We start from the raw sequence: 25,939 nt of genomic DNA on the forward strand, positions 1-25,939 counted from the left end.
CTCGTCATCGGATATGCCACTATGTTATTGAAGAATGAGAGACAAGAAATCCTCCTTGCGAGTTGGCATATAAGCCAATTTTCCCAAGGAGGATCACACTTAGTAGGCGTAGTGACTTGTCGGATACCGCTTAGTTCAACAAGAGACTGTCATCTGCAAGCTCTTCACCACGCACTTTGGAGAACATATCCAACAAGTCTGGTACCTGCATGTTAGCGCGCTGCTCTCCAGCCACATCAAGCACAATTTCACCTTGGTGAAGCATTACGGTCCTATCGCCACATGCTAATGCGTCTTTCATCGAATGCGTCACCATCATCACGGTTAAATCGAACTCATCGACAATACGTTTAGTTAAGTCGATAACAAACGCCGCCATACGAGGATCAAGCGCAGCCGTGTGTTCATCAAGCAGTAACAACTGACTCTCCGATAACGTCGCCATCACAAGGCTAACGGCTTGTCGTTGTCCACCGGACAGTAAGCCAATGCTATCGCCCAGACGATCTTCTAAGCCAAGCCCTAGGATGCTAATTCGCTCTTGGAACAGCTTGCGACGTTTAGCTGAAAGCGCCAAACCCCAACTGCGTTTTTTACCACGCATGTACGCTAAAGCCATGTTCTCTTCTATCGTTAGCTCTCCACAGGTTCCGGCCAATGGATCTTGAAACACTCGTGCGCATTGCGTCGCACGCTGGGCTACCGTCTGCTTGGTGACGTCTTTGCCATCAATGATCACCTGACCACCTATCATCGGCGTCTCACCTGTCACCGCACCAAGCAACGTCGATTTTCCTGCGCCATTAGAACCAATCACGGTAAGAAATTGATGCTCTGGAACCTCTAAAGAGACGCCTTTCAATGCACGATTTTCTAAAATCGTCCCTGGGTTGAACGTGACCTGAATGTTATTAAGTTCAATCATAACGCCTCCCCCGAACCATTTTTTGATGCCGCTTGTTTAGCATCGGTAACGCGTTGTTTCGCTCTCATGCTCTGTTTTAGCTTTGGAGCAATAAGCGCCACAGCCACCAATACTGCGGTAACAAGGTTGAGGTCTGAAGCTTGTAAACCAAACATGCCAGAACTCAAAGCGAAAGCCACTGCAAGACGATAAAGTACCGAACCGATGATGACAGCAAATACCGCAACCCAAATTTTTCGCCCGGGAATAAGGGTCTGGCCCAAAATCACAGCAGCCAAACCAACCACAATGGTGCCCACGCCAGAGGTCACATCTGCAAAGCTGTTCGTTTGTGCAAACAACGCGCCTGCGAATCCGACAAAACCGTTGGATAAAGCCAACCCAAAGTAGGTATAAAAACCAGTGCTCGCCCCTTGCGCAGAAACCATACGCGCATTCACGCCCGTGGCTCGTAAACCAAGACCAAAGTCGCTGTTGAGCAAGCGAATCACAAAGAAAGCGGACAAAAGAACTAAGACCCCAACAACCAGAGGACGAATGAACATCGGATCGCCCAAGGCTTCAAACGGAGTGAGAATCGTATCCTCTCCAAGCAACGCCATATTAGGTTTGCCCATAATACGAATATTGATTGAAAATGCCGCGATCATGGTAAGAATGGAAGCCAACAGGTGCAAAATACCACACCGAACAGCCAGAAAAGCGGTTACCCACCCCGTCATACTACCAGCTATCATCGCCATTATTGTCGCAAGCCAAGGATTAATACCTGCGACAATCGCCGTTGCAGCCACCGCAGCTCCCATTGGAAAGCTGCCATCCACACTCAAATCGGGAAAATCGAGAACACGGAACGTAAGATACACACCCAGAGCGACTAGGCCATAAATCAAGCCAATTTCGAGTGCGCCAAAAAAAGCAAATGCAGACATAACTGCTCCTTTCTGCATGCTCAGGCTGGCTAATACCAACCTGAACTTAAGACTTCTAACGTATACTCCCCTTCTTCTCTAGCAGAATGCTCTACACGAGAAATCCGGCGAGTATCAATTTTGGGGCAAGCCTCTACCAACCAACGTGACAGGCTTAACCCCAAAAAGCGTTACTTATTGCATGCTTGTCGCACGTTCAACCACATAACTTGGCAGCTTGATACCGAGCTTAGATGCTGCGCTTTCATTAATTACAAGGTCAGAGCCCGTCGCGACTTTTACATCCAGCTTGCCTGGTTCTTGACCATCAAGAATCGCCGCAACGTAATCCGCGGTTTGTACACCAACCTGGTAGTAGTCAAAACCCAGACCGGCGATCGCACCTTTTTCGACATATGACGTCGCACCACCAAAGACAGGTTTTTTCGCTTGATTCGCTGCCACAATCATCCCTTCAATCGCACTTGCAACTGTATTGTCTGTTGGGGCGTAAAGAATGTCTGATTTCGCTGCAATCGCTTGAGTCGCAGACTGAACATCAGCACTTTTTAGTGCGGTCGCTTCAACCACTTGTATGCCTTTTGCTTCTGCGCTTTCTTTTAGCAGTTCAACCAAAGTCACGGCATTAGCTTCACCGGGATTAAATACAACCCCGATGCTTTTCACCTGAGGGAGAATTTCTTGGATGAGGTCGACATGCTGAGCAACGGGTGAAAGATCAGACAGGCCAGTTACGTTTTTGCCTGGTTGTTCCATCGACTTAACCAATTTCGCACCGACCGGATCTGTTACCGCAGTAAAGACAACAGGAATAGAGCGCGTTGCCGACACCAAGGCTTGTGCCGAAGGCGTCGCGATACCCACTAACACATCAGGATTTTCGCCGACGTACTGACGGGCAATTTGCACCGCAATCGCTGGATTACCCTGTGCGGTCTTATAATCAAATTCTAGATTTTTGCCTTCTTCGTAGCCTTTCGCTTTTAAACCATCAAGCAATCCTTGACGCGTCGCGTCTAACGCCGGGTGTTCGACAATTTGTGAAACTGCAACGGTTGCAGTGGCGGCCAGTACATTGGCAGAAGAGAAAATAGCAGTAGCAGATAGAACGGCTGTGGCTAATAAACGTTTCGTTTTCATCATAACTCCTTGATGTGACTTCGTCCTTGTTTCGCGAGCATTCAACATGAATATCGACTCGTGAATTCAAATGTTTGAAAGGGGTAATGTTGTGTTCGTATAACTGTGCACTTCTTGCGCATCTTGTTTTTATTATTACTACTAAGTCTTAGTAAAGAAAAGAAAGATTTAACACTAAAGCAACATTTGTGATCGGGGGACTTCTTCATCCGGAAAGAATCTTTGGTAAACAAAGCTTCGCTCGCTTCATCAACGACCGTCAAAGTAGGTAATAGAGGCAGGATCAAAAATGGAGCGGCTAGTGCACACTCCATTTCAAACAATTTAAATTAGAACCAACGCTCTAGTGACGATTTATCGAGCTGGCGAAACGCTCGGTTCAGTATTATCGCAAGCTCTTTATAACGAGGGCGAGCTTTAACAGGCTCTAGTGCAAAACCTGTTTCCACAATTTTTTGATGCAGCTCCCGATACCAAGATGCCAGAGAAGGCGGCAGTTTCGTGTTGGATCGAGCACCAAGCCACCAAATCCCTTGGAGTGGCAAGCTAATCGCAAACAAGGCGACAACAATAGACTGAGGTAACGCGTGGTAATTGTTGAATGCCATTTGAGTGAGTACGCTGATCGCAGCGACGGCTGGCATGACTTTAATGCCAAAGCGAGTCGCCTTAATGATACGCTGTTCCGGAAATATGGCGCTTAGCTCTTTACGAACCGGCCAGATCTCCATGTAATTCTGGCCATCTTTCAGGCTATGGATCAATCCGACTTTATTACTCATACCGCTCTCTCACTAAAAAATAGTTGAACATTTCAACTGAAGGTACAAAAAATTGATGAAAGTTAATATTCTTTCAAATTTTTTTTGTTATCATTGCTTATTATCGCTATCCTTTGCAGACCCTCAATCTCATTGTTGCTGTTATTTACAATTTAAGCAACTCCGAGATATCTATCTGCACGGATCGCATCATAGTGATGGATGGGTTCATCACTATTTCTTTATATGGAATTAGAACAATTTTTGACCAGGATTAGTACGCAGCCTTCTGGGTATCGGCTATTCTTGTGATTAATTTTTCATTCTTTAACTGATTTTTTATCAGACGAATAACAGGTAGTCATACATGTCTAAGCTAGTTTTAGTTTTAAACTGCGGTAGTTCTTCTCTTAAATTTGCCGTTGTTGATGCCGAGAACGGCGACGAGCACTTATCAGGTCTTGCTGAGTGTCTTCACCTTCCTGAAGCTCGCATCAAGTGGAAACTTGATGGCAAGCACGAAGCTCAACTAGGCAATGGTGCAGCTCACGAAGAAGCACTAGCGTTTATGGTAGAAACTATTCTTGCTTCTAAGCCAGAGCTTAAAGCTAACCTAGGCGCAATCGGTCACCGTATCGTTCACGGCGGCGAGCAGTTCACTCAATCTGCACTAATCACTGATGAAGTTCTAAAAGGTATTCAAGACGCTGCAACATTTGCACCTCTTCACAACCCTGCTCATATCATCGGTATCGAAGCGGCTAAGAAAAACTTCCCAGAGCTGAAAAACGTTGCTGTATTTGACACTGCGTTCCACCAAACTATGCCTGAAGAGTCTTACCTATACGCTCTTCCATACAACCTATACAAAGAACACGGTATCCGTCGTTACGGCATGCACGGTACTTCTCACTTGTTCATCACTCGTGAAGTTGCTGGCCTACTAAACAAACCAGTTGAAGAAGTAAACATCATCAACTGTCACCTAGGTAACGGCGCGTCTGTATGTGCAATCAAGAACGGTCAATCTGTAGACACTTCTATGGGTCTTACTCCACTTGAAGGTCTAGTAATGGGTACTCGCTGTGGCGACATCGACCCTGCGATCATCTTCCACCTACACGACGCTCTAGGTTACTCTGTTGATCAAATCAACACGATGCTAACTAAAGAGTCTGGTCTTCAAGGTCTAACTGAAGTGACTTCTGACTGTCGTTTCGTTGAAGACAACTACGGTGAGAAAGAAGAAGCAACACGCGCAATGGACGTGTTCTGCCACCGTCTAGCTAAGTACGTAGCTGGCTACACTGCTTCAATGGACGGTCGTCTAGACGCAATCACTTTCACTGGCGGTATCGGCGAGAACTCTGGCCCTATCCGTGAAATGGTTCTAAACCGTCTTGGCATCTTCGGTATCGAAGTAGATAGCGAAGCTAACCTTAAAGCTCGCTTCGGCGGCGAAGGCGTTATCACGACTGAAAACAGCCGTATCCCTGCAATGGTTATCTCTACTAACGAAGAGCTAGTCATCGCTGAAGACACTGCACGCCTGACAGGTCTTTAATTGAATTACTGGCTAGCCACTCGGCTAGCCAGATTTTCATTCAAACGAATTTCTTAGGGGCTCAACTCCTATTCTTCGAGCTTCATGGAATAAGAGTTGAGCTTTTATCCCCCAAATAGCTAAAGGTACTCTACGAATGTCTCGTACTATTATGCTTATCCCTACTAGCGCAGGCGTTGGCCTAACAAGCGTTAGCATGGGTGTTCTTCGCGCTATGGAGCGTAAAGGCGTTAAAGTTTCTTTCTACAAGCCAATCTGTCAGCCACGTTCAGGTGGTGATCAGCCAGATCTGACTTCAACTATCGTTGGCCACAACAGCGATATGAAGATCGGTGAGCCAATGGCGATGTCTGTTGCTGAAAGCCTAATCGGTAACGACAACATGGACGAGCTGCTAGAAACCGTTGTTGAACGTTACAACCAAATCAACAAAGACGCAGACGTTACGCTAATCGAAGGTCTTGTACCTACTCGTAAGCACCCATTTGCAAACCAAGTAAACGCGGAAATCGCGGCAACACTTGGTGCAGAAATCGTGCTAGTTGCGACTCCAGGTACTGATAACCCAGCGCAACTGAAAGAGCGTATCGAAGTAGCATGTTCTAACTTCGGCGGCACTAAGAACAAAAACATCTCTGGCGTTATCATCAACAAGCTAAACGCTCCTGTTGACGAAGCTGGCCGTACTCGCCCTGACCTATCTGAAATCTTTGACGATGCAGATAGCGCGAAACAAAACGAATTGAAAGTGATGGAAATCTTCAACACTTCTCCAATTCGTGTACTAGGTTGCGTGCCATGGAGCATTGATCTGATTGCGACTCGTGCAATCGACATGGCTAAGCACCTGAAAGCAGATATCATCAACGAAGGTGACATCAACACTCGTCGCATCAAGAGCATCACTTTCTGTGCACGTTCTCTGCCAAACATGATTGAGCATTTCAAACCTGGCTCTCTACTTGTTACTTCTGCAGACCGTCCTGATGTTATCGTTGCTGCTTCTCTTGCTGCAATGAACGGTGTGGATATTGGTGCTGTACTGCTAACTGGCGGTTACGACATCCCTCGCGAAATCGAAGGTCTATGTAAACCAGCGTTCGACACTGGTCTACCTATCTTCAAAGCGCAAGGTAACACTTGGCAGACATCTCTAAACCTACAGAGCTTCAGCATCGAAGTACCTGCAGACGATAAAGAGCGTATCGAGTTCATCAACGAGCACGTTGCTGGTCACATCGACGGTAACTGGATCGAGTCAATGACTGAAGGTACTCAGAAGTCTCGTCGTCTAAGCCCACCAGCGTTCCGTTACCAACTAACTGAACTTGCTCGTAAAGCAGGCAAGCGTATCGTTCTTCCAGAAGGTGACGAACCACGTACTGTTAAAGCGGCAGCCATCTGTGCTGAACGCGGCATTGCAGACTGTGTGCTTCTAGGTAACCCAGATGAAATCCGTCGTGTAGCAGCTCAACAAGGCGTTGAGCTAGGTACTGGCGTAACCATCATCGATGCCGATGCTGTTCGTGAAAACTACGTTGCTCGTCTAGTTGAGCTGCGCGGTGCGAAAGGCATGACTGAAGTTGTGGCTCGTGAGAAGCTACAAGATTCAGTATTCCTAGGCACAATGATGCTTGAGAACGACGAAGTTGACGGCCTAGTTTCTGGTGCTGTTCATACTACAGCGAACACTATCGTTCCTCCGTTCCAAATCATCAAGACTGCACCAAATGCGTCTATCGTATCTTCAGTATTCTTCATGCTTCTGCCTGATCAAGTACTGGTTTACGGTGACTGTGCGATCAACCCAGATCCAACCGCTGAACAGCTTGCTGAAATCGCTATCCAATCTGCTGATTCTGCAGCAGCATTCGGTATCGACCCTCGCGTTGCTATGATCTCTTACTCTACTGGTGAATCAGGTAAGGGTGCAGACGTTGATAAAGTACGTGAAGCAACTCGCATCGCGAAAGAGAAGCGTCCTGATCTAGTGATCGACGGTCCTCTGCAGTACGACGCAGCTATCATGGAAAACGTGGCAGCGTCTAAAGCGCCTAACTCTCCAGTAGCAGGTAAAGCGACAGTATTCGTATTCCCAGACCTAAACACGGGTAACACGACTTACAAAGCGGTACAACGTTCAGCTGACCTAGTTTCTATCGGTCCAATGCTGCAAGGTATGCGCAAGCCTGTAAACGACTTGTCTCGTGGCGCGCTAGTAGACGATATCGTGTACACAATCGCTCTAACAGCAATCCAAGCAGACCAAGAAGCTAAATAATCGCTTCTAACATCTAGTTGGACAACTATCCAAAGCCCTCGATTCGTCGAGGGCTTTTTCTATTGTTGGCCACACAGCAAAGAGGCTATGAGCAATAGCACTAATACGCTCTTATCAATATAGCGCCATAAATACCCCAGCCCCAACCACAACACAACCTGTCATCACTGGTGCGATTCGGTGCCAAAGCTTCTTATCCCCTATCGCGATGACCATCCCCATTTTCACAATGGTATTAACCGAAGCGGCAATCAAAATGCCTAACGCAGCAGTGGTCACGCTCAATGTTTGCGTACTTTGACGCCCGAGGGTTAACGAGATCGCATCAACGTCAGTAATCCCTGATAAAGCAGAAAGGATCAACACACCCGCGTTGCCGAACCAGTCAGACAAAGCATGAGCAAGCAGCATAATCACCGCCAACACGAGGCCAAAGAACAGTGCCGACTGCAAAGCAAGAGGGTTCGTTTGCTTATTTGATTGCTCAATCTGCTCAACTTCACTTCTGCGCCAAATCCACCATGCCGGAATGTACAGCGCAACCATCATCGCCATCACAATTGGCCAAAGCAGTTTCACTAATTGTGGATTGATAACAGACAGTACGATAAGTAAACGAGGGAACATGGTTCCGCAGCTCAAAAGAATACCACTAGCGAGTAACGGGCTGATGCTCGCTTGCTCACGAGAAAGATGGGAAAACTGCAATGTTAATGCTGTCGAAGAGCTAAGCCCCGCAAATACAGACGTAAACAAAATACCTCGCTTCGCCCCGCCGATCTTTATCGCAAAATAACCGACAAAAGAGATACTAGCGATCAGCACAACCATCCACCAAATCTCATACGGGTTAAGTGCATTCCAAGGGCCGTAAGATTGATTTGGTAACAGTGGTAACATGACTATCGAGATAAGTAATAAACGCAGTGCTGCGTCTAACTCATACTCTTGCAGTTTTTGTAGTGCTTGATGTAGCTCTCTTTTGTTATCGAGCACCACAGCGGTTATGACGGCCGCTGCTGCAGCTAAAACAGCCTCACCCGACACGGCAAGGTTACCCAGAACAAACACCACCATGATACTAACCACGCCAGTGATGCTCACATCTCCGCTCTTTTTCTGCTGTATAACAAAAGCGATGCAAGTGAGGATGACTAAAGCGATAAGCGCAAAACCAATGAGTAAAGGTGTATAGATGTTGGCGAGAATGCCAACTAAACCACCGAGTAAACCGACTAAAGAAAAAGTACGAATGCCTGCTACACGACTGCCTTCTACGCTATTGCGCATCACCCAGCCACGTTGGGTGCCAACAATTGCCCCCAGTAATAGAGCAATAAGCAGATTCCAAATTAGATGCTCGCCACTGACAAACTCATTGATATCCATGCATCACCCCGTTAAAAAGCGGTTGTTATATCATTAGTTTATTTGAATATGGGTAAGAAGCTGTGACGATGAGAGGATAATCAGAAAATGGCCCCGGTTCCCTGCTTACCATTGCGTCTTATAATTTCATTATTCTTTTACTTACCACCAAAACGTAATAAAACGAAGCGATCCTCCCTGTTCCATTTATCAGCATTATTTACATTTCAACTGAACTTTCTTACTCGAACTACGTAACGAAAATGGACTGCTATTAAGCAAACTCACACATAAGTAAGGAATACATATGAACAACTCCATCAACAACTCACTGCTAAAGCTTGGTTTAGCTGCAATTCTGTTCAGTTTTTCTTCATTCAGCTTTTCAGCCCCAAGCATTAAAGGCGTTGATCAAGATATGTCCGGAGGAACGGTAACCGCAAAAATGGCTCATGCTGACGACAACGGATGGATGGTCGTACACCGAACAGACGAATCAATGAAGCCTGGCCCTGTTATCGGCTATACCCCACTAAAGATGGGACAGAATGAGAACGTGAATGCAATTTTGATGGAACCGGTTGAGTCTGGCGACATGCTGATGCTAATGGTCCACGGAGAAAAAGGTGGAATGAAGACTGGCGTATTTGAATATACACTAGGAGCCAAAGAAGATGGCCCTGTAAAAGTCGACGGAAAACTAGTGATGGACGTCGTACGCGCTAAGTAAGACGTACGCACACTTAAAAGTCACTCTCCTACTCCTAGTATTTAGTTGGCATAAAAGTACTTAACGACATTGCTAACCGTTAAGTACTTTTTTATTTCTGATAGAGGCAGCAAACTAGCCAATTATTTCTCTTCCATGAGGAGAGTTTAAGTCTAAATCAGGCCCTTTGGGTACGACTTGCGTCGGGTTAATACCAGTGTGGCTGAAATAATAGTGACGTTTAATATGGTAGAAATCCGTGGTTTCTTCGACGCCTTCGACTTGATACAACTCTTTTAAGTATCCTTGAATATTTTCGTAGTCTGCGATGCGCTGCTTGTTACATTTGAAGTGACCTACATACACGACATCGAAACGGATCAGAGTCGTAAACAAACGCCAATCAGCCTCAGTAATAGTATTCCCCGCTAAATAACGATGCGTCGCTAGGTGCGAATCGATTTTATCTAGCGCAGCAAATAAAGAATCGAATGCTTCTTCATATGCCTCTTGCGTGGTCGCAAAACCACAGCGATACACTCCATTATTGACGTTTGGATAAACAAAATCGTTCCATTCGTCAATAACATGCTTTAGCTGTTCTGGATAATAGTCATCGTGGTTTCCTGTTAACGCATTGAACTCCGAGTTAAACATACGAATAATTTCTGACGACTCATTCGACACGATCGTATTGGTCTTTTTATCCCAAAGCACAGGCACAGTTACACGGCCTGTGTAATCTGGTTTGGCCTGCGTGTAGATTTGGTGCATACGAGTGTGACCAAATAGTGGCTCAGGAAGCCCCATTTGCCAGCCTTGGCTTAACATATCAGGGCAAACAACCGTGACATCAATATGGGGCTCTAAGCCTTTCAGCTTGCGGAAGATGAGCGTTCGGTGTGCCCAAGGACAAGCAAGAGAGACATACAAATGGTATCGACCAGACTCTGGTTTAAACTCCGCATCAGGTTCGTTTTTAACCCAGTTACGGAATCCTGCATCTTCACGCACAAATTTGCCACCATTTGATTTTGTGTCATACCAGACGTCATGCCAAACACCTTCGACCAACTTACCCATGATTGCGCTCCTCTCATTCTGTTTATGTCTATATTAGCGTTTCCTATCAAACAGAAAATCACTGAACTTAGGACATCATGTTCAAGAAATTCGAATGTATAAATCAGATGCATAAAAAAAGCGCGACCCGATGAAGGTGTCGCGCTTAAGCCCGTCACAGGCTGAATTTATACACTAACGTGCAAACAAGATACCGCGTGAACGTCGTTACCTTGAATCGTTGGCTTCGTCTTCGCACACTCTTCGGTTGCTTGTGGGCAACGAGTGCGGAACACACAACCCGATGGTGGGCTGATCGGCGAAGGAAGGTCGCCTTCCAGCATTTGGATTTTCTTACTGCGTTCAATGTTCGGGTCCGGAATCGGAACCGCTGACATCAATGCGCGTGTATATGGGTGCTTAGGATCAGCAAACAGCGCCTCCGCCTCACCGAGCTCGACAGCATTACCCAAGTACATGACCAAAACACGGTCTGAGATGTGTTTAACCACTGACAAATCATGCGCAATGAATACCAGAGAAAGGCCTAGTTCTTTTTGAATCTCTTTAAGCAGGTTAACAACCTGAGCTTGAATAGATACATCAAGCGCCGATACTGGCTCGTCACAAATGATCATCTTAGGCTTAAGGATAAGCGCACGCGCAATCCCGATACGCTGACACTGACCACCCGAGAACTCGTGTGGGTAACGGTTAATAACGTTAGGTAATAGGCCAACTTTCGCCATCATCTCTTTAACGCGGTCTTTCACTTCCTGCTTAGACAGTTCTGGGTAGAACGTTTCAAGAGGCTCAGCAATAATGTCGCCAACCGTCATACGTGGGTTAAGAGAAGCCAAAGGATCTTGGAAAATCATTTGGATTTCTTTACGCGTTTCACGACGTTGGACGTCTTTCATCTTAGTTAGATCTTGACCCAACCAAACTACTTCTCCATCCGTCGCTTCAACAAGACCGATGATGGCGCGCGCAAACGTCGATTTACCACAACCTGACTCACCTACTACACCAAGCGTTTCCCCTTCGTATAGTCGAACGTTCACCCCATCAACCGCTTTTAGGCTTGAAGGCTTTGACCAAGGCCATGCCGATTTTGACGCAATGCTGAAGTGAACTTTCAGCTCTGAAATGTCCAGAATTAGCTTTTTATCTACTGCGTTCATTTGTTCCAAGCCTCCCATTCAGAAAAACATGCGCGCTGACGGCCATCACCAAATGGAGTCAGAATTGGCGCTTCACGCTTACAACGATCCATCACTCGGTGACAACGCTCTTGATAAGGGCAGCCCGGTGGTAGACGAAGCAAGTTTGGTGGATTACCAGGAATGGTTGGCAGAATTTCACCTTCCGTATCAAGGCGAGGGATCGCTTTCAACAGACCCTCTGCATAAGGGTGGCTTGGATTATAGAAGATTTCGTTTACGTTGCCGTACTCCATCGTACGACCTGCATACATCACCAGCACTTTGTCACACGAACCTGCAACAACACCAAGGTCGTGCGTGATCATGATGATCGCCGTGTTGAACTCGTCTTTAAGCTCATTAAGCAGGTCCATGATCTGTGCTTGAACCGTCACATCAAGTGCTGTTGTTGGCTCATCGGCAATAAGCAGTTTAGGACGACATAACAACGCCATCGCGATCATTACACGTTGACGCATACCGCCTGAAAACTCATGCGGGTACATCGTGATACGCTTACGCGCTTCAGGGATTTTCACCGCTTCCAGCATGCGTACTGATTCTTCAAATGCTTCCGCTTTGCCCATGCCTTTATGCAGCATAAGCACTTCCATCAACTGGTCACTTACCTTCATGTAAGGGTTCAGCGATGTCATTGGGTCTTGGAAGATCATTGCGATCTGTTCAGCGCGAACTTTGTTCAGTTCTTTTTCTGGTAAGTTTAAGATTTCTTTGCCTTCAAACTTTGCGCTACCAGAGATAATACCGTTTTTAGCCAAAAGGCCCATGATTGCGAATACGGTTTGAGATTTACCTGATCCCGATTCTCCAACGATCCCTAAGGTTTCGCCTTGGTTGAGAGAGAAGTTCAAATCGTTTACTGCGGTTACGATACCATCTTGCGTGGTGAATTCGACGCGCAGATCTTTGACATCTAATAAGCTCATCATTGCTTCCTTAATCTTATCTTTTAATTATCTGTCTTTTGGATCCAGCGCATCGCGCAGGCCGTCACCAACGTAGTTGAAGCAGAATAGCGTCACAACCATGAACACGGCTGGGAATGCCAGCTGCCAGATTGCCACTTCCATTGTCTGTGCACCTTCTTGTAGAAGGGCTCCCCAACTTGTCATCGGTTCCTGAACACCAAGACCAAGGAATGATAGGAATGACTCCGTCAGGATCATGCTCGGGATAAGTAGCGTAGAGTAAACCGCTACGATACCCAGTACATTCGGCACGATATGACGAGTGATAATTTTCCAGTTGCTAACACCACACACATGTGCAGCTTCGATGAACTCTTTGCTACGTAAGCTGAGTGTCTGACCACGTACGATACGCGCCATATCTAGCCATGCGATAGCACCAATCGCGACAAAGATCAGCATGATGTTACGACCGAAGAATGTCACAAGTACGATAACTAGGAACATAAACGGTACCGCGTACAAAATCTCTAGAATACGCATCATCACACGGTCAACTTTACCGCCTATAAAACCAGATGCTGCGCCATAGAGCGTACCAATCAGTACGGCTACAAATGCACCCATGACCCCCACCATCAACGAAATACGACCGCCGATTAGCGTGCGTACGTATAAGTCACGACCTAAGCTGTCGGTACCAAACCAATGGTCAGCATTCGGTGCAACGTGCATCGCGTACCAGTCAGTATCATCAAAGGTGTGCGGTGCGACCATTGGCAGAATAATCACCGCCAACGTCATTAGAACAAGAAGGAATAAGCTCACCATTGCCGCTTTGTTGCGCATAAAACGGATACGAGCATCTTGCCAAAGACTGCGACCTTCAATCTCCAAGTTTTCGGAGAACTTCTCAATCGCTTCTAGGTTTTCTTTTTTCGTTAACATAACCAAACGTCCCTGTTAGTAGCGAATTTTCGGGTCAATCATTGCAAGTAGAATATCTACAATCGCATTGAATAAAATGAATAGGAAACCAATCAGGATGGTTACACCCATTACTAGCGAGTAGTCACGGTTAAACGCAGCGTTAACGAATAGCTTACCAATACCTGGTAGACCAAAAATGGTTTCGATAACAACAGAACCGGTGATGATACCTACGAAAGCAGGACCCATGTAAGAAACAACAGGGAGAAGTGCCGGCTTAAGAGCGTGCTTGATGATAATGTAACGGTAGCTTAGACCTTTAGCACGAGCCGTACGAATAAAGTTACTGTTCAGTGTCTCGATCATCGAACCACGCGTAATACGAGCGAAGGTTGCAACATAGAGTAGTGACATACCAATGACAGGAAGCACTAAATACTGCCAGCTACCATCTTGCCAACCGCCCGCAGGGAAGATATTCCAGTGAAGCGAGAACAGATAGATAAGAGCAGGTGCCAATACAAAAGAAGGCATTACCACGCCGAGCATCGCTGTCGACATGATGGTGTAATCAATCCAAGTATTCTGCTTGAGCGCAGCAATGGTACCGACGGTAACCCCCATAATCAGGGTAAAGATAAAGGCGATGAAGCCCACTTTAGCCGAAACCGGTAAGGCAACCGCGATCAGCTCGTTAACCGAGTAATCAAGGTATTTAAATGACGGCCCGAAATCCCCTTGGATAACATTGGTCAAATACGTGGTGTATTGTTCAAATACAGGTTTATCTAAGCCATATTTAGCTTCGATATTTGCCATTACTTCGGGTGGCAATGGACGCTCTGTCGAGAAAGGGTTTCCCGGTGCAAAGCGCATAAGAAAGAAAGATACGGTGATCAAAACCAACATTGTTGGGATCGCCTCAAATATCCTTTTTGCGATGAATTTAAGCATAAACTCACTCTTTCAGTCTGTGACAGTTAAATTAAAGAAGTCGTCCAATTCTTTTGGACTAAAGATAGGCGCTACATGCAATTTCTCACATGTAGAGCCTCATTTTTATAGTTCTATCGAGTTACGAATTACTCTGTGATGTAGAGATCTTTAGAGTAAATCTTGTCTTCCGCGTTATTGACTGGGAAGCCACCAACTTTCGGTGATAGTAGACGTGATTTCACGTACTGGTAGATAGGTGCGATTGGCATATCTTTTGCCATCAACTTCTCTGCTTCTAGGTAAAGCGCTTGACGCTCTTCGTCAGAAGTTGAAGCAAATGCTTTGTCCATGATTGCATCGTACTCTTTGCTGTCGTAGTGAATACCACCAGTAGTGTTATTACTCATCATCAGCGTTAGGAAAGATGAAGCTTCGTTGTAGTCGCCACACCAACCTGCACGAGCAACCTCAAAGTTGCCAGAATCTTTGGTAGATAGGTAAGTTTTCCACTCTTGGTTTTCTAGCGTAACGTCTAGACCAAGCGTCTTCTTCCACATTGAACCCAGTGCAACCGCAAGTTTCTTGTGGTTCTCTGACGTGTTGTATAGAAGGTTAAATTCAAGAGGGTTGTCTGCGCCGTAACCCGCTTCTTCCAATAGACGCGCCGCTTCAGCGTTACGCTCTTCTTGCGTCATTTTGCCGTATGCAGGGATTTCTGGGTTGAAACCCGCCGTGATTTCAGGCGTTAGGAAATAAGCTGGCTTTTGACCCTGTGCTAGGATCGCATCAGTCACGATATTACGGTCAATCGCATAAGAAATCGCTTTACGTACGCGAACATCATCAAACGGCTTTTTCTTCGTGTTGAAGATGTAGTAGTAAGTACACAAGTTACCCGATACAGACACGTCTTCTGGATGCTCTTGCTTCAAACGCTTGAAGTGCTCTGTAGGCAGTTCATTCGTGAAGTCGATTTCACCTGCTAGGAAGCGGTTCATTTCCGCTACTTGGTTTTCGATTGGTAGGAAAGTAACTTGATCAAGCGTCGTGTTTTCGTTGTCCCAGTATTGTTCGTTACGTTTTAGAACTAAACGCTCGTTTACAACCCAGTTGTCAACAACATAAGCACCGTTACCTACAAAGTTCTCAGGCTTCGTCCATTGATCGCCGAACTTTTCAACGGTTGCTTGGTGAACAGGCTTCACTGTTGTGTGGCCCATCATCATCACAAAGTATGGTACAGCAGTGTCTAGCTCAACCACTAACGTGTGGTCGTCAACCGCTTTAACACCCAACTCACTCTTGTCTTTTTTACCCGCAACAATGTCTTTTGCGTTCTTCATCTTGGTGTATTCCATGTACCAAGCGTATGGAGAAGCGGTTGCTGGGTCGACTGCGCGTTGGAAGCTGTATACAAAATCACCTGCAGTAACAGGATCACCGTTAGACCATTTTGCGTCTTCACGTAGGTGGAAAGTGTACGTTTTGTTGTCTTCAGTTTCCCAAGATTTTGCAACACCAGGGATAGTGTTACCGTCCGCATCTTGGTTTACTAGGCCTTCAAGAAGATCGCGAATCACGTGGGACTCTGGAACACCTTGAGATTTATGAGGGTCTATTGTCGCAACTTCTGTACCGTTACCACGCACCAATTCTTGAACAGCAGCAAGTTTTGGCTCTTTAGAATCAGATTTAGCTTCAGGGGCTGGAGCCGGAGCAGGCTCAGCAGCTTGTTTCTCTGCAGGCTTTTCGCCACAACCAGCTAAAGCGAGAGAAAGACCAGCACCAATAAATAAAGCGCGCGTGATTTTATTCTTATACATGCGTAAAACTCCAAATTTTTTCGTTAGCATCCATGACTTCTTTGTAAGGGCCTGGAACGGTCAGAGTTTTAGATTTTTTTAGTGCGTTTTCTGAGCACAAAAGCCTAAAACCTTACAAAGACTGCGGCACACATTAGCAATCATTGAAGTAATTTGCCATAAAAATGTAGCAAAAAAACCAATAATCCTGACTAAACCACACATATCTAGCAGTAAACTCTAATCAAAAAGTATTCACCAGCCAAATGGAGACCAGAAGCGACATTCCACAGACAGAACTTTCGATTAATCTACATTTAAACCATTTGATAGCATCTTATGCTAGATATTTACATATTATTTAACATTTATGACAAATGAAGTCTAACAAATAATTGTTTATATATTGGGCTAAAAACTTTTATTGTGAAGAATATCACCAGAGCGAGTAAGGGTTGTGTTGAAGTCAAATGAGCAGAATTATGAAGATAAGTACAAAAAAAGCTAAGTGCCATTGACACTTAGCTTTTTTCACTAGAATGAGGAGTGGGTTCTATTTTTCCCAACGCTGCGCAGCTTGGTGATCAGTATCGCGCGACTCAATCCAACGATCTTCACTCGTCGTGCGTTCTTTCTTCCAAAATGGTGCTTTGGTTTTCAAGTAATCCATAATGAACTCGCAAGCATCAAATGCTGCTCCACGGTGTGCACTTGAAACACCAACAAAGACGATTTGATCACCGCTATCCATATCACCAACGCGATGAATCACGCGTACGCCCAATAATGGCCAACGTGATTCAGCTTGATCGCAAATGTCGCTCAAGCTCTTCTCAGTCATGCCTGGGTAGTGTTCCAAGTGCAAACCAACAACATTATCGCCAAGGTTCATATCTCGAACTTTACCAATGAATGTTACGACAGCACCAGCAGCCGTACCTTCGGATAAACGTTGATATTCGTGATCAACGGAAAAGTCTTCAACTTGTACAGAGACGCGTGGGTCCATCTTAACCTCCGGTTACCGGTGGGAAAAATGCAACTTCATCCCCCGCTTTTACTTCGGTATCAAGTGGGACAATAGATTGATTAACAGCAGCAAGTAGCTTTCCTGGCTCTAAAGCCAAATCCCACTTACCATTTTTATCAGCGCCCTCTTCCACGAGATGTGCGCGAATCGCTTCAACCGTTTCAAATTGATCATCTAATTCGACACTGTCGATACCAATCAGCTCACGAGTCTGAGCAAAAAAAAGTACTTTAATCATGATTCCGCCTTGAAGTGTCCAGATTTTCCACCCGTCTTTTCTAGGAGACGAACTTGACCGATAACCATGTCTTTTTGCACCGCTTTACACATATCGTAAATCGTCAGTGCAGCAACAGAAGCCGCCGTGAGCGCTTCCATTTCTACGCCCGTTTTACCTGCAAGCTTACAAACAGATTCAATACGAACTTTGTTTTCTGACTCAATAGCCTCCAACTGAACTTCGACTTTAGAAAGCAACAGAGGATGACAAAGTGGAATCAAATCCCACGTTTTCTTTGCAGCTTGGATACCAGCAATTCGAGCCGTCGCGAACACATCACCTTTATGATGCTGACCGGAAACAATCAGTTGCAAGGTTTCTGGGGCCATGTGAACAAATGCTTCTGCACGTGCTTCACGAACCGTTTCAGCTTTTGCAGACACGTCGACCATGTTAGCTTCGCCAGACGCGTTGATATGGGTAAATTGAGTCATTGTTTTTCCTTCGCTTTTAGGAAAGGTTATACAGATAGGTGCGGCATGAAGTTACAAGGGCGATGGCTTGCATCTAACTGCTGCTTGATGATCTTCGTCCAGCCAGTGCGGCACGCGCCTGTTGAACCAGGCATTGCGAAGATAACTGTATGGTTAGCAAAACCTGCAATTGCACGCGATTGGATCGTTGACGTACCAATTTCTTCGTAAGACACCATGCGGAATAACTCACCAAAACCTTCTACTTCTTTATCAAACAGAGGCTTCAGCGCTTCTGGCGTGCTGTCACGTGACGTGAACCCTGTACCACCAGTAATCATGATCGCTTGAACATTGTCGTCCGCAATCCACTGAGAAACAATTGCGCGAATTTTGTACATGTCATCAATAACAATTTGCTTATCGACAACATTGTGACCCGCTTCTTGAGCGTGTTCAACAAGGTAGCGACCAGAGGTATCGTTTTCTTCGGTACGAGTGTCAGATACCGTTAGAACGGCAATATTTGCAGGTTGAAATTTGCTTTCAGCGTGACCCATGTGTTCACCTATTCTCTTTTAACTTTGATACGTTTGGTATCGATTCTAGAAAAGCGAGGGAAAGCTAGCCTATAAATAAGCTTTCCCTACAAAATTTGAGTTGATTTAGCCGCCGATAGACGCCAGATGCGGCGTCATACCCGTATTACCATCGTGCAAGAAGTGGCTCACCGACTTAGTTTGTAACTGCGCTTGGATGCGTTCAATAAGCTCACTTTCTTGCTCATCACGTTCCAGTAGATCACGCAGTTCTACACCGTGGTCTCCAAACAAACACAGATGCAGCTTACCCATCGCAGAGACGCGTAGTCGGTTGCAGCTCTCACAAAAGTCTTTTTCATAAGGCATGATTAGACCAATTTCACCCTTGTAATCTGGATGAACAAACACTTGCGCGGGGCCGTCATTATGAGAGCGCACTTTAAGCAGCCAACCGTTCGCAATCAACTGATTACGAATTGCTACGCCGGACACATGATGCTTATTGAATAAATCATCCATCTCACCCGTTTGCATCAACTCGATGAAGCGCAGTTGGATTGGACGATCTTTTATCCAGTTGAGAAATGCTGGCAGTTCTTGATGGTTAAGATCTTTCATCAAAACCACATTAACTTTGACTTGCTCATAACCAACTTCAAACGCACGCTCGATACCATTCATCACCTCAGTGAACTTATTTTCACCCGTGATTTGATGGAACATGCGCGGATCAAGGCTGTCCACGCTAACGTTGATGTGAGTTAAGCCCGCTTCACGCCAGTCTGCGACTTGCTTCGCCATGCGGTAACCATTGGTCGTCGTTGCAACTTTTTGGATACCAGGCGTCGTCGCCACTGAGTGGATAATGTCGGTAAAATCTTTGCGTAAACTTGGTTCACCGCCAGTAATGCGCACTTTTGACGTGCCACAATCAGCAAACGCTTTTACGACCCGTTTGATTTCAGGAAGAGATAAAAAAGACGAGTTTTTATTGCCCGAAGGCTTATAGCCATCAGGAAGGCAATAGGTACATTTGAAATTACATACGTCGGTCACAGACAGACGCAAGTAATAGAACTTACGATGAAATTTGTCTTCGAATTGTTGCGCCACGGAACACCTTTCCAAACACGGGAGGCATGGCCATTTCCAATCATGCCCTTGTGACAGTACGCCACTGGCTCAAAACGCTTATCCTCGGACTTAGCAATAGTGAGCTCGGAGTTATGGCAACCAGAGATATGAAACCTCTGATAGCTTTGCGGTGTAAAATACTTAATATTTGTACTGGAATCCAGACTTGAGTGATAAAAAACTCTCTAGAGACACAATTTACCGCTAAGTGAGTACCTTTCAAGCACTCCTTAAGATAAATTGTAGCCGTTTTTTAAAAGATTATTAGAAGAACGTAATGAATATCTACACGGATAAAAAAGTGGTCGCTGTTGGCGGTGGTCATGGCTTAGGTCGAATGTTGGCCGCACTACGGGATTTTGGCGGCAATGCAACTGGCATTGTCGCCACAACAGACAATGGTGGCTCAACAGGAAGAATTCGTCACTGCCAAGGTGGAATCGCCTGGGGCGACACACGGAACTGCATTAATCAGCTGATCACAGAGCCGTCGATCAGTTCAATGATGTTTGAATATCGCTTCAAAGGTACTGGCGAGCTTGATGGTCATAACCTCGGTAACTTGATGCTTACGGCGCTCGATAACTTATCGGTCAGACCGTTAGATGCCATCAATCTGATTCGAAACATGTTAAAAGTCGACGTTAACATTCTTCCTATGTCTGAACACCCTTCCGATCTTTCCGCGTTATCCGTGGATGGAAAATGGGTCACGGGAGAAACGAATGTAGACGAGATGGACACCGATTTACGTCGTCTCGATCTATCACCAGAAGTTCCTGCAACTAAAGAAGCAGTGACTGCACTGGCAGAAGCAGACGCTATTATTCTTGGTCCTGGCAGCTTTTTAACCAGCATCATGCCTCCTTTGCTGTTGCCTGAGCTCGGCAAAGCCATTGCCGCCAATGAGAAAGCAAAAGTCATTTTCGTTGCCAACTTGAGCCCGGAGTACGGCCCAGCCGGACGAATGACCATGGCACAAAAATTAGAATGGTGTGAGCGTGCCTGCCAAGGTAGGAAGATAGACGTGGTTCTAGCAGAGGAAACCGAGCAAGAAGTCTTGAGCCAGTGGAATGTAGTGACGGAATCGTTAGCTTCGTCGAACCGAGATTGGCGTCACGACCGAGATAAACTCAAGCTCGCTATTGAAAGCCAGCTAAGGCTTTCGATTTAAAAAAACGCCCTCTAAAGCTAGGGGATAGCTTCAAGTTTACTCGCTGTCAACAATGAAAAAACCCTTCACGTACGTGAAGGGTTTTGTGTAAGAGCCTCATCAGAACAATGCATTACTGCTGCCAATCACGATAAGCGTCGCGTGTTTCGTGCAAAAGATCGAACATCGTTTTTAACTCGTCTGACTCTTCAGCTAACTCACCTGCTTTGGCTTTTTTATCTATCGACATCGCCAATTGACAAAGACGGTCTGCTCCAAAGCTCGCTGCACTGCTTTTTAACGCGTGACTGATTTCTTTTAGGTAACGCAATCGCTCTGTCCCTTGAAACTGAGATAAATTCTCGATGTAGGTATCCATCTCCCCTAAGAAAATATCGAGTAAAACAGGAACATTATCACTGCCAATCTCCATCGACAGTTCATCGATTTTTTGCTGATTTAATACATTCACACTCATACTTTTTGCCGCTCTTCCTTGCCATTCCAAGCCTGTAACTTGCGGTAAATCGTCGACGGACTGACATCAAGGTATCCCGCCGCTCGGGGGATATTGCCATCACACGCTTCAATCGCTTGCTCTATCGCCATTTTTTCTGTCATCCACAACGGCATAATCTCAGACGCAGTCATCACTTTCGGCTCAATGAATTTCGCCACAGAAGACGGACGGTCAAGCGGTTGATTCAGCGGTGGCGGTAACATATCCAACGTGATTTCTTTACCGTTGTTTAGAACAACGATATTGCGCAGCACGTTTTGTAGCTGACGAACGTTGCCTGGCCACTCATAGCTATTAAATCGGTCGATTACATCAGGCGCAAAACGCACGAAGCTTTTTCCTTCTTCGTGCGACATATAGCCTAACAGTGAGTATGCAATTTCAATGACATCTTCACCTCGTTCACGTAAAGGTGGCAAATGCAAAGGAATGACATACAAACGATAGTACAAATCTTCACGGAATCGACCTTCTTGTACCTCTTTCCATGGGTCACGGTTAGTTGCACAAACAAAGCGAACATCCACGCTCTTCATTTTTGAAGAGCCCACTTTTTGGAACGTGCCGGTTTGAATAAATCGTAGCAATTTGGTTTGCAAATCTAAGTCCATCTCACACAGTTCATCAAGGAAAAGTGTGCCACCATCCGCTAATTCCGCTGCACCCTGACGATCATTTGCTGCGCCGGTAAAAGCACCTTTCACGTGACCAAACAGTTCACTCTCAATCAAATCTTTTGGAATTGCAGCACAGTTAATCGCAATAAAAGGCTTGTCACCACGCTTGCTTGCCGCATGGATTGCCTCGGCGCATACCTCTTTACCCGTGCCACTTTCACCAGTGATGAAGATGCTCGCTTTACTGCTCGCTGCTGAATCAATCGTACGGTAGACCTGTTGCATAGTTTGGCTGCTGCCAATAAAGCCTTGATAACTTTGATTACCCGGGTTATCAGCCTCGTTTTTTAACTTAGTCGCTTTACGAATCGCATTGTTAACCGTGACACGTAAGCGGTCAGCTTCACACGGTTTGATCAAAAAGTCTTGAGAGCCATGACGCATTGCTTCTACCGCGGTATCGATAGAACCGTGAGCGGTCATAAAAATAATAGGTACGTCTGGATGACTCTTTTTAACAGCGTGTAAAACGTCCATCCCCGTCATATCTGGCAGACGAAGATCGAGCAGAATAAGATCTGGAATTCTATGGTTAAGACTTTCAATGGCATCCCTACCTGTACCGACAATATTGATATCTATACCAAGTGGTGTCAGGTATGAGCGGTACAGTGCCGCAACAGATGCGGTATCCTCAACCATTAAAAGGTAACGAGATTTAGGACCTTCAGATTTTTGTTGCATAACCTAGCTAATATTTTGTTGTGTTTTAAACAATAATCGCATTACGCTTTGCATTTTGCAAATAACATTAGCTAAATTATGGGTAAAAGAAAGGATTCAAAAATAATATCAATTATTTAAAAAATGGCATAAACCATGCTGATAGTTTAGTGACCCCTCGGGTCACCTAGCCAACTGACGTTGTTAGTGAACGTGATGTTCACAAAACAAGCCAATAGACCCGACTGCCTATTGGCTTCTTTTTTTCTGCAAGCAATCTAAAACACTTGGCTAAGCTAGATCATTAAGCTTACTTTTAACTATTTGCGATGAACTGCGCTCTTAGTTTTTCAATCTCGTCACGCTTTTGCGCCGCCAATTCAAACTCTAAATCTTGCGCGTGCTGATACATTGCCGCCTCAAGTCGACTGATTTCTTTTTCCAACTGTTGAGGAGACATGACCTCGTATGTTTGCGAAGGCTCCGCCACTTTCGACAACGGTACCTGTTTAGTATTACGCTGACGTTTAGACTTGGTAATATCGCCCAATTCCATAATATCTTTGATATTTCGTTTGAGCGCTTGCGGCGAAATGCCCATTTCTTCGTTGTACGCTTTCTGCTTCTCGCGGCGGCGGTTGGTTTCATCCATCGCCTTTTTCATGGAGTTGGTGATTCGGTCAGCATACAAGATCGCCTTACCTTCAAGATTTCGCGCAGCACGACCAATGGTCTGAATCAGTGAACGCTCGGAGCGCAAGAAGCCCTCTTTATCTGCATCCAATATTGCAACCAGCGAAACTTCAGGCATGTCCAAGCCTTCTCGTAGCAAGTTAATTCCCACCAGCACGTCAAACTCGCCAAGACGAAGATCACGGATGATCTCCACACGTTCTACGGTATCAATATCTGAGTGTAAGTAACGTACCCTAACATCATGTTCGTGCAAGTACTCGGTGAGATCTTCGGCCATTCGTTTGGTCAATGTTGTCACTAGAACTCGCTCATCTTTAGCAGAACGGAGGCGAATTTCAGACAACAAGTCGTCTACTTGGGTCGCTACTGGGCGAACTTCCAATTCTGGGTCAAGCAAGCCTGTTGGACGAACAACTTGATCCGCTACATCGCCTGAAGATTTTTCTAGTTCATAATTTCCTGGCGTCGCAGAGACAAAAATCGTCTGCGGTGCTAACGCTTCAAACTCTTCAAACTTGAGCGGACGATTATCTAACGCAGAAGGTAAGCGAAAACCAAACTCCACCAGCGTTTCTTTACGAGAGCGGTCACCTTTATACATGGCACCAATCTGCGGCACAGTCACGTGGGATTCATCGATGATCAACAAACCGTCATGAGGCAAGTAATCAAACAATGTCGGTGGCGGCTCGCCTTCCGATCGTCCGCTGAGATAGCGAGAATAGTTTTCGATACCTGAGCAAAAACCTAACTCATTCATCATCTCGATATCGAATTGAGTCCGCTGGCTAATACGCTGTTCTTCCAGTAGCTTGTTGTTGTCTAGAAGCTGTTTTTTGCGTACTTCTAATTCAACCTTAATATTTTCAATCGCTTCAAGAATACGATCTCTTGGTGTCACGTAGTGCGTCTTAGGATAAATGGTGTAGCGTGGTAAATCTCGCTGTTTCACCACACCAGTCAATGGATCAAAAACACTGATGCAGTCAATTTCATCATCAAACATTTCGACACGAACTGCGTCTTGGTCAGATTCCGCTGGAAAGATATCAATCACTTCGCCACGAACCCGAAACTGTCCTCGCTCAAATGCCACGTCATTTCTTGAATATTGTAGCTCTGCCAAACGTCGTAGCATGTCCCGTTGATCAATCACGTCACCACGACGTAAATGCAACATCATTTGCAAGTAAGATTCTGGGTCACCCAAACCATAGATAGCAGAAACAGACGCAACGATAATCGCGTCTTTACGTTCCAATAGTGCTTTCGTTGCGGAAAGGCGCATTTGCTCTATGTGAGCGTTAACTGATGCGTCTTTTTCAATGAAAGTATCCGTCGTCGGGACATAAGCTTCAGGCTGGTAGTAATCGTAGTAGGAAACAAAGTATTCCACCGCATTATTGGGAAAGAATGATTTCATCTCGCCATATAATTGCGCTGCGAGCGTTTTGTTTGGAGCAAGTAATATTGCAGGTCGCTGGGCTTGAGCGATAACATTCGCTAGTGTGAACGTTTTACCCGATCCCGTTACCCCCAATAGTGTTTGATGTGCCAGTCCAGCATCGAGCCCCTCAAGCAGCTGCTTGATCGCTCCCGGCTGGTCACCCGATGGCTGATAATCGGAGACCAATTCATAGACTTTACTCATACCCTTCCTCAACTTTACTGCGCTTTGGCTGTATATATATACACCTTAGCCAATGAAATCTACGTCTATCGAAAATTTACCCACCATTGTTAATAAATTTTCTTGTTTGTCTAGAATGCTATAGCCATACAAAACCTACTCTGATATAGTACTTCGCCCTAGCTGAAGAGCCACACCCATTCTTCACATTGCAGTTTCCACAACTTTTCCCCAAAAATTGGCCTAAACACTCTTTATCCCCAAAAGCTAGATTTTTATCCACCTTGAATACATTTTGCTTAATATCAATAAATCTATGTTTTAATTGCATATTCTCTGTATAACCCTGATTAAAAATTCACTGAATAAAAACCAGGTTGCATATAAAAGATCTTTACTCAGATCTCATCAACATAGTTATCCACAAAATTAGTGGATAAGTAACCTCACCCCTTTACTGACAAGCAGTACAGAAAAGTAAAGCCCTTCCCCCAATATTTTTTGCTAAAAATGTATTTTTTTACTGTTGACAGTAGTTTGGCTGCTCGGTAAGATTCGTTCCGCTTTCAAGCAAAGCAATTCCTCCTTAGCTCAGTTGGTAGAGCGACGGACTGTTAATCCGCAGGTCGCTGGTTCGAGCCCAGCAGGAGGAGCCAA

23 protein-coding genes, 1 tRNA gene and 1 riboswitch are annotated in these 25,939 nt (G+C 45.4%); of the genes, 5 read left to right on the forward strand and 19 right to left on the reverse strand.

All coding sequences use genetic code 11. From position 1 onward, the window contains the following. Positions 1-130: 130 nt before the first annotated feature. From NL643_RS11300 to yfbV, 4 genes are all read right to left on the reverse strand, one after another. Positions 131-925, reverse strand: a complete 795-nt coding sequence (locus NL643_RS11300) for an ABC transporter ATP-binding protein (RefSeq protein ID WP_253644418.1) — start codon at positions 923-925, stop codon at positions 131-133. Then, a complete protein-coding gene (locus NL643_RS11305) occupies positions 922-1,857 on the reverse strand; it encodes an ABC transporter permease (RefSeq protein WP_054574798.1) in 936 nt (311 codons plus the stop codon). The genes NL643_RS11300 and NL643_RS11305 overlap by 4 nt, the downstream gene beginning before the upstream one ends. Positions 1,858-2,031: 174 nt before the next feature. Next, positions 2,032-2,997 carry an ABC transporter substrate-binding protein gene (locus NL643_RS11310; protein ID WP_253644419.1) on the reverse strand — a complete coding sequence of 322 codons (966 nt, stop codon included), beginning with the start codon at positions 2,995-2,997 and terminating at the stop codon, positions 2,032-2,034. A 329-nt stretch (positions 2,998-3,326) separates the two neighbouring features. Beyond that, on the reverse strand, positions 3,327-3,779 hold the full coding sequence (gene yfbV / locus NL643_RS11315) for a terminus macrodomain insulation protein YfbV (protein WP_005380809.1): 453 nt from the start codon (positions 3,777-3,779) through the stop codon (positions 3,327-3,329). 346 nt (positions 3,780-4,125) lie between these two features. Here yfbV and NL643_RS11320 point away from each other — a divergent pair, with 346 nt between their 5' ends. Both NL643_RS11320 and pta read left to right on the forward strand, forming a co-directional pair. Next, entirely contained in the window at positions 4,126-5,322 is a 1,197-nt protein-coding gene (locus NL643_RS11320; protein ID WP_005396635.1) for an acetate kinase, read from the forward strand. Positions 5,323-5,458: 136 nt separating this feature from the next. Further along, the gene (pta, locus tag NL643_RS11325) at positions 5,459-7,603 is read left to right on the forward strand and encodes a phosphate acetyltransferase (RefSeq protein WP_005396636.1); all 2,145 of its coding nucleotides are present in this window, start codon (positions 5,459-5,461) and stop codon (positions 7,601-7,603) included. Positions 7,604-7,717: 114 nt separating this feature from the next. Here the strand turns inward: pta and NL643_RS11330 are convergent, their stop codons facing one another. Beyond that, positions 7,718-8,992 carry a DUF4010 domain-containing protein gene (locus NL643_RS11330; protein ID WP_253644420.1) on the reverse strand — a complete coding sequence of 425 codons (1,275 nt, stop codon included), beginning with the start codon at positions 8,990-8,992 and terminating at the stop codon, positions 7,718-7,720. A gap of 286 nt (positions 8,993-9,278) precedes the next feature. Between NL643_RS11330 and NL643_RS11335 the strand changes: the two genes are divergently transcribed. Beyond that, positions 9,279-9,701, forward strand: coding sequence for a hypothetical protein (locus NL643_RS11335; RefSeq protein WP_253644421.1), 423 nt, complete (start codon positions 9,279-9,281; stop codon positions 9,699-9,701). Between the two features lie 114 nt (positions 9,702-9,815). On the opposite strand, the gene NL643_RS11340 is transcribed toward NL643_RS11335, so the two are convergent. From NL643_RS11340 to moaA, 11 genes are all read right to left on the reverse strand, one after another. Beyond that, complete coding sequence (locus NL643_RS11340) at positions 9,816-10,763, reverse strand: glutathione S-transferase family protein (protein WP_253644422.1); 948 nt, start codon at positions 10,761-10,763, stop codon at positions 9,816-9,818. A gap of 167 nt (positions 10,764-10,930) precedes the next feature. Next, the gene (gene oppF, locus NL643_RS11345) at positions 10,931-11,944 is read right to left on the reverse strand and encodes a murein tripeptide/oligopeptide ABC transporter ATP binding protein OppF (protein ID WP_006742812.1); all 1,014 of its coding nucleotides are present in this window, start codon (positions 11,942-11,944) and stop codon (positions 10,931-10,933) included. Continuing rightward, a complete protein-coding gene (locus tag NL643_RS11350) occupies positions 11,923-12,894 on the reverse strand; it encodes an ABC transporter ATP-binding protein (RefSeq protein ID WP_005396641.1) in 972 nt (323 codons plus the stop codon). The genes oppF and NL643_RS11350 overlap by 22 nt, the downstream gene beginning before the upstream one ends. Positions 12,895-12,921: 27 nt before the next feature. Then, on the reverse strand, positions 12,922-13,824 hold the full coding sequence (gene oppC / locus NL643_RS11355) for an oligopeptide ABC transporter permease OppC (protein ID WP_253644423.1): 903 nt from the start codon (positions 13,822-13,824) through the stop codon (positions 12,922-12,924). Positions 13,825-13,839: 15 nt separating this feature from the next. Then, positions 13,840-14,760 carry an oligopeptide ABC transporter permease OppB gene (gene oppB / locus NL643_RS11360; protein WP_006742810.1) on the reverse strand — a complete coding sequence of 307 codons (921 nt, stop codon included), beginning with the start codon at positions 14,758-14,760 and terminating at the stop codon, positions 13,840-13,842. 128 nt (positions 14,761-14,888) lie between these two features. Continuing rightward, entirely contained in the window at positions 14,889-16,565 is a 1,677-nt protein-coding gene (locus NL643_RS11365; RefSeq protein ID WP_253644424.1) for an ABC transporter substrate-binding protein, read from the reverse strand. Positions 16,566-17,097: 532 nt separating this feature from the next. Beyond that, positions 17,098-17,553, reverse strand: coding sequence for a molybdopterin synthase catalytic subunit MoaE (moaE, locus tag NL643_RS11370; RefSeq protein ID WP_048625774.1), 456 nt, complete (start codon positions 17,551-17,553; stop codon positions 17,098-17,100). 1 nt (position 17,554) lies between these two features. Then, on the reverse strand, positions 17,555-17,812 hold the full coding sequence (gene moaD, locus NL643_RS11375) for a molybdopterin synthase sulfur carrier subunit (RefSeq protein ID WP_005396646.1): 258 nt from the start codon (positions 17,810-17,812) through the stop codon (positions 17,555-17,557). Next, the gene (gene moaC, locus NL643_RS11380; protein WP_005396647.1) at positions 17,809-18,288 is read right to left on the reverse strand and encodes a cyclic pyranopterin monophosphate synthase MoaC; all 480 of its coding nucleotides are present in this window, start codon (positions 18,286-18,288) and stop codon (positions 17,809-17,811) included. The genes moaD and moaC overlap by 4 nt, the downstream gene beginning before the upstream one ends. Positions 18,289-18,314: 26 nt before the next feature. After that, positions 18,315-18,827: a molybdenum cofactor biosynthesis protein B gene (moaB, locus tag NL643_RS11385; RefSeq protein WP_005396648.1), complete on the reverse strand. Its 513-nt coding sequence runs from the start codon at positions 18,825-18,827 to the stop codon at positions 18,315-18,317. Positions 18,828-18,932: 105 nt separating this feature from the next. After that, the gene (gene moaA, locus NL643_RS11390; protein WP_005396649.1) at positions 18,933-19,922 is read right to left on the reverse strand and encodes a GTP 3',8-cyclase MoaA; all 990 of its coding nucleotides are present in this window, start codon (positions 19,920-19,922) and stop codon (positions 18,933-18,935) included. Further along, a riboswitch (molybdenum cofactor riboswitch) is annotated at positions 19,911-20,045 on the reverse strand. Its footprint overlaps the gene before it by 12 nt. Positions 20,046-20,220: 175 nt before the next feature. On the opposite strand from moaA, the gene NL643_RS11395 reads away from it, so the two are divergent. Beyond that, a complete protein-coding gene (locus tag NL643_RS11395) occupies positions 20,221-21,117 on the forward strand; it encodes a YvcK family protein (RefSeq protein WP_006742807.1) in 897 nt (298 codons plus the stop codon). 112 nt (positions 21,118-21,229) lie between these two features. Here NL643_RS11395 and luxU read toward each other — a convergent pair whose 3' ends face one another. The 3 genes from luxU to uvrB form a co-directional block, all read right to left on the reverse strand. Then, positions 21,230-21,574, reverse strand: a complete 345-nt coding sequence (gene luxU, locus NL643_RS11400; protein ID WP_012841577.1) for a quorum-sensing phosphorelay protein LuxU — start codon at positions 21,572-21,574, stop codon at positions 21,230-21,232. Next, on the reverse strand, positions 21,571-22,977 hold the full coding sequence (gene luxO / locus NL643_RS11405; protein ID WP_005396653.1) for a quorum-sensing sigma-54 dependent transcriptional regulator LuxO: 1,407 nt from the start codon (positions 22,975-22,977) through the stop codon (positions 21,571-21,573). The genes luxU and luxO overlap by 4 nt, the downstream gene beginning before the upstream one ends. A 295-nt stretch (positions 22,978-23,272) precedes the next feature. Beyond that, positions 23,273-25,303, reverse strand: a complete 2,031-nt coding sequence (gene uvrB / locus NL643_RS11410) for an excinuclease ABC subunit UvrB (protein ID WP_065646646.1) — start codon at positions 25,301-25,303, stop codon at positions 23,273-23,275. Positions 25,304-25,862: 559 nt separating this feature from the next. Between uvrB and NL643_RS11415 the strand changes: the two genes are divergently transcribed. Continuing rightward, positions 25,863-25,938: transfer RNA gene (locus tag NL643_RS11415), tRNA-Asn, on the forward strand. Position 25,939 lies beyond the last annotated feature (1 nt).

Origin of the sequence: Vibrio sp. Y42_MX_L11, assembly GCF_024181785.1 — a bacterium.
Classification (GTDB): Bacteria; Pseudomonadota; Gammaproteobacteria; order Enterobacterales; family Vibrionaceae; genus Vibrio; species Vibrio diabolicus.

What these genes read in the sequence shown, in the direction of transcription:
- NL643_RS11300 (WP_253644418.1), bottom strand. Translation starts at nt 925, where the DNA reads ATGATTGAACTTAATAACATTCAGGTCACGTTCAACCCAGGGACGATT.
- NL643_RS11305 (WP_054574798.1), bottom strand. Translation starts at nt 1,857, where the DNA reads ATGTCTGCATTTGCTTTTTTTGGCGCACTCGAAATTGGCTTGATTTAT.
- NL643_RS11310 (WP_253644419.1), bottom strand. Translation starts at nt 2,997, where the DNA reads ATGAAAACGAAACGTTTATTAGCCACAGCCGTTCTATCTGCTACTGCT.
- yfbV (WP_005380809.1), bottom strand. Translation starts at nt 3,779, where the DNA reads ATGAGTAATAAAGTCGGATTGATCCATAGCCTGAAAGATGGCCAGAAT.
- NL643_RS11320 (WP_005396635.1), top strand. Translation starts at nt 4,126, where the DNA reads ATGTCTAAGCTAGTTTTAGTTTTAAACTGCGGTAGTTCTTCTCTTAAA.
- pta (WP_005396636.1), top strand. Translation starts at nt 5,459, where the DNA reads ATGTCTCGTACTATTATGCTTATCCCTACTAGCGCAGGCGTTGGCCTA.
- NL643_RS11330 (WP_253644420.1), bottom strand. Translation starts at nt 8,992, where the DNA reads ATGGATATCAATGAGTTTGTCAGTGGCGAGCATCTAATTTGGAATCTG.
- NL643_RS11335 (WP_253644421.1), top strand. Translation starts at nt 9,279, where the DNA reads ATGAACAACTCCATCAACAACTCACTGCTAAAGCTTGGTTTAGCTGCA.
- NL643_RS11340 (WP_253644422.1), bottom strand. Translation starts at nt 10,763, where the DNA reads ATGGGTAAGTTGGTCGAAGGTGTTTGGCATGACGTCTGGTATGACACA.
- oppF (WP_006742812.1), bottom strand. Translation starts at nt 11,944, where the DNA reads ATGGGAGGCTTGGAACAAATGAACGCAGTAGATAAAAAGCTAATTCTG.
- NL643_RS11350 (WP_005396641.1), bottom strand. Translation starts at nt 12,894, where the DNA reads ATGAGCTTATTAGATGTCAAAGATCTGCGCGTCGAATTCACCACGCAA.
- oppC (WP_253644423.1), bottom strand. Translation starts at nt 13,824, where the DNA reads ATGTTAACGAAAAAAGAAAACCTAGAAGCGATTGAGAAGTTCTCCGAA.
- oppB (WP_006742810.1), bottom strand. Translation starts at nt 14,760, where the DNA reads ATGCTTAAATTCATCGCAAAAAGGATATTTGAGGCGATCCCAACAATG.
- NL643_RS11365 (WP_253644424.1), bottom strand. Translation starts at nt 16,565, where the DNA reads ATGTATAAGAATAAAATCACGCGCGCTTTATTTATTGGTGCTGGTCTT.
- moaE (WP_048625774.1), bottom strand. Translation starts at nt 17,553, where the DNA reads ATGGACCCACGCGTCTCTGTACAAGTTGAAGACTTTTCCGTTGATCAC.
- moaD (WP_005396646.1), bottom strand. Translation starts at nt 17,812, where the DNA reads ATGATTAAAGTACTTTTTTTTGCTCAGACTCGTGAGCTGATTGGTATC.
- moaC (WP_005396647.1), bottom strand. Translation starts at nt 18,288, where the DNA reads ATGACTCAATTTACCCATATCAACGCGTCTGGCGAAGCTAACATGGTC.
- moaB (WP_005396648.1), bottom strand. Translation starts at nt 18,827, where the DNA reads ATGGGTCACGCTGAAAGCAAATTTCAACCTGCAAATATTGCCGTTCTA.
- NL643_RS11395 (WP_006742807.1), top strand. Translation starts at nt 20,221, where the DNA reads ATGAATATCTACACGGATAAAAAAGTGGTCGCTGTTGGCGGTGGTCAT.
- luxU (WP_012841577.1), bottom strand. Translation starts at nt 21,574, where the DNA reads ATGAGTGTGAATGTATTAAATCAGCAAAAAATCGATGAACTGTCGATG.
- luxO (WP_005396653.1), bottom strand. Translation starts at nt 22,977, where the DNA reads ATGCAACAAAAATCTGAAGGTCCTAAATCTCGTTACCTTTTAATGGTT.
- uvrB (WP_065646646.1), bottom strand. Translation starts at nt 25,303, where the DNA reads ATGAGTAAAGTCTATGAATTGGTCTCCGATTATCAGCCATCGGGTGAC.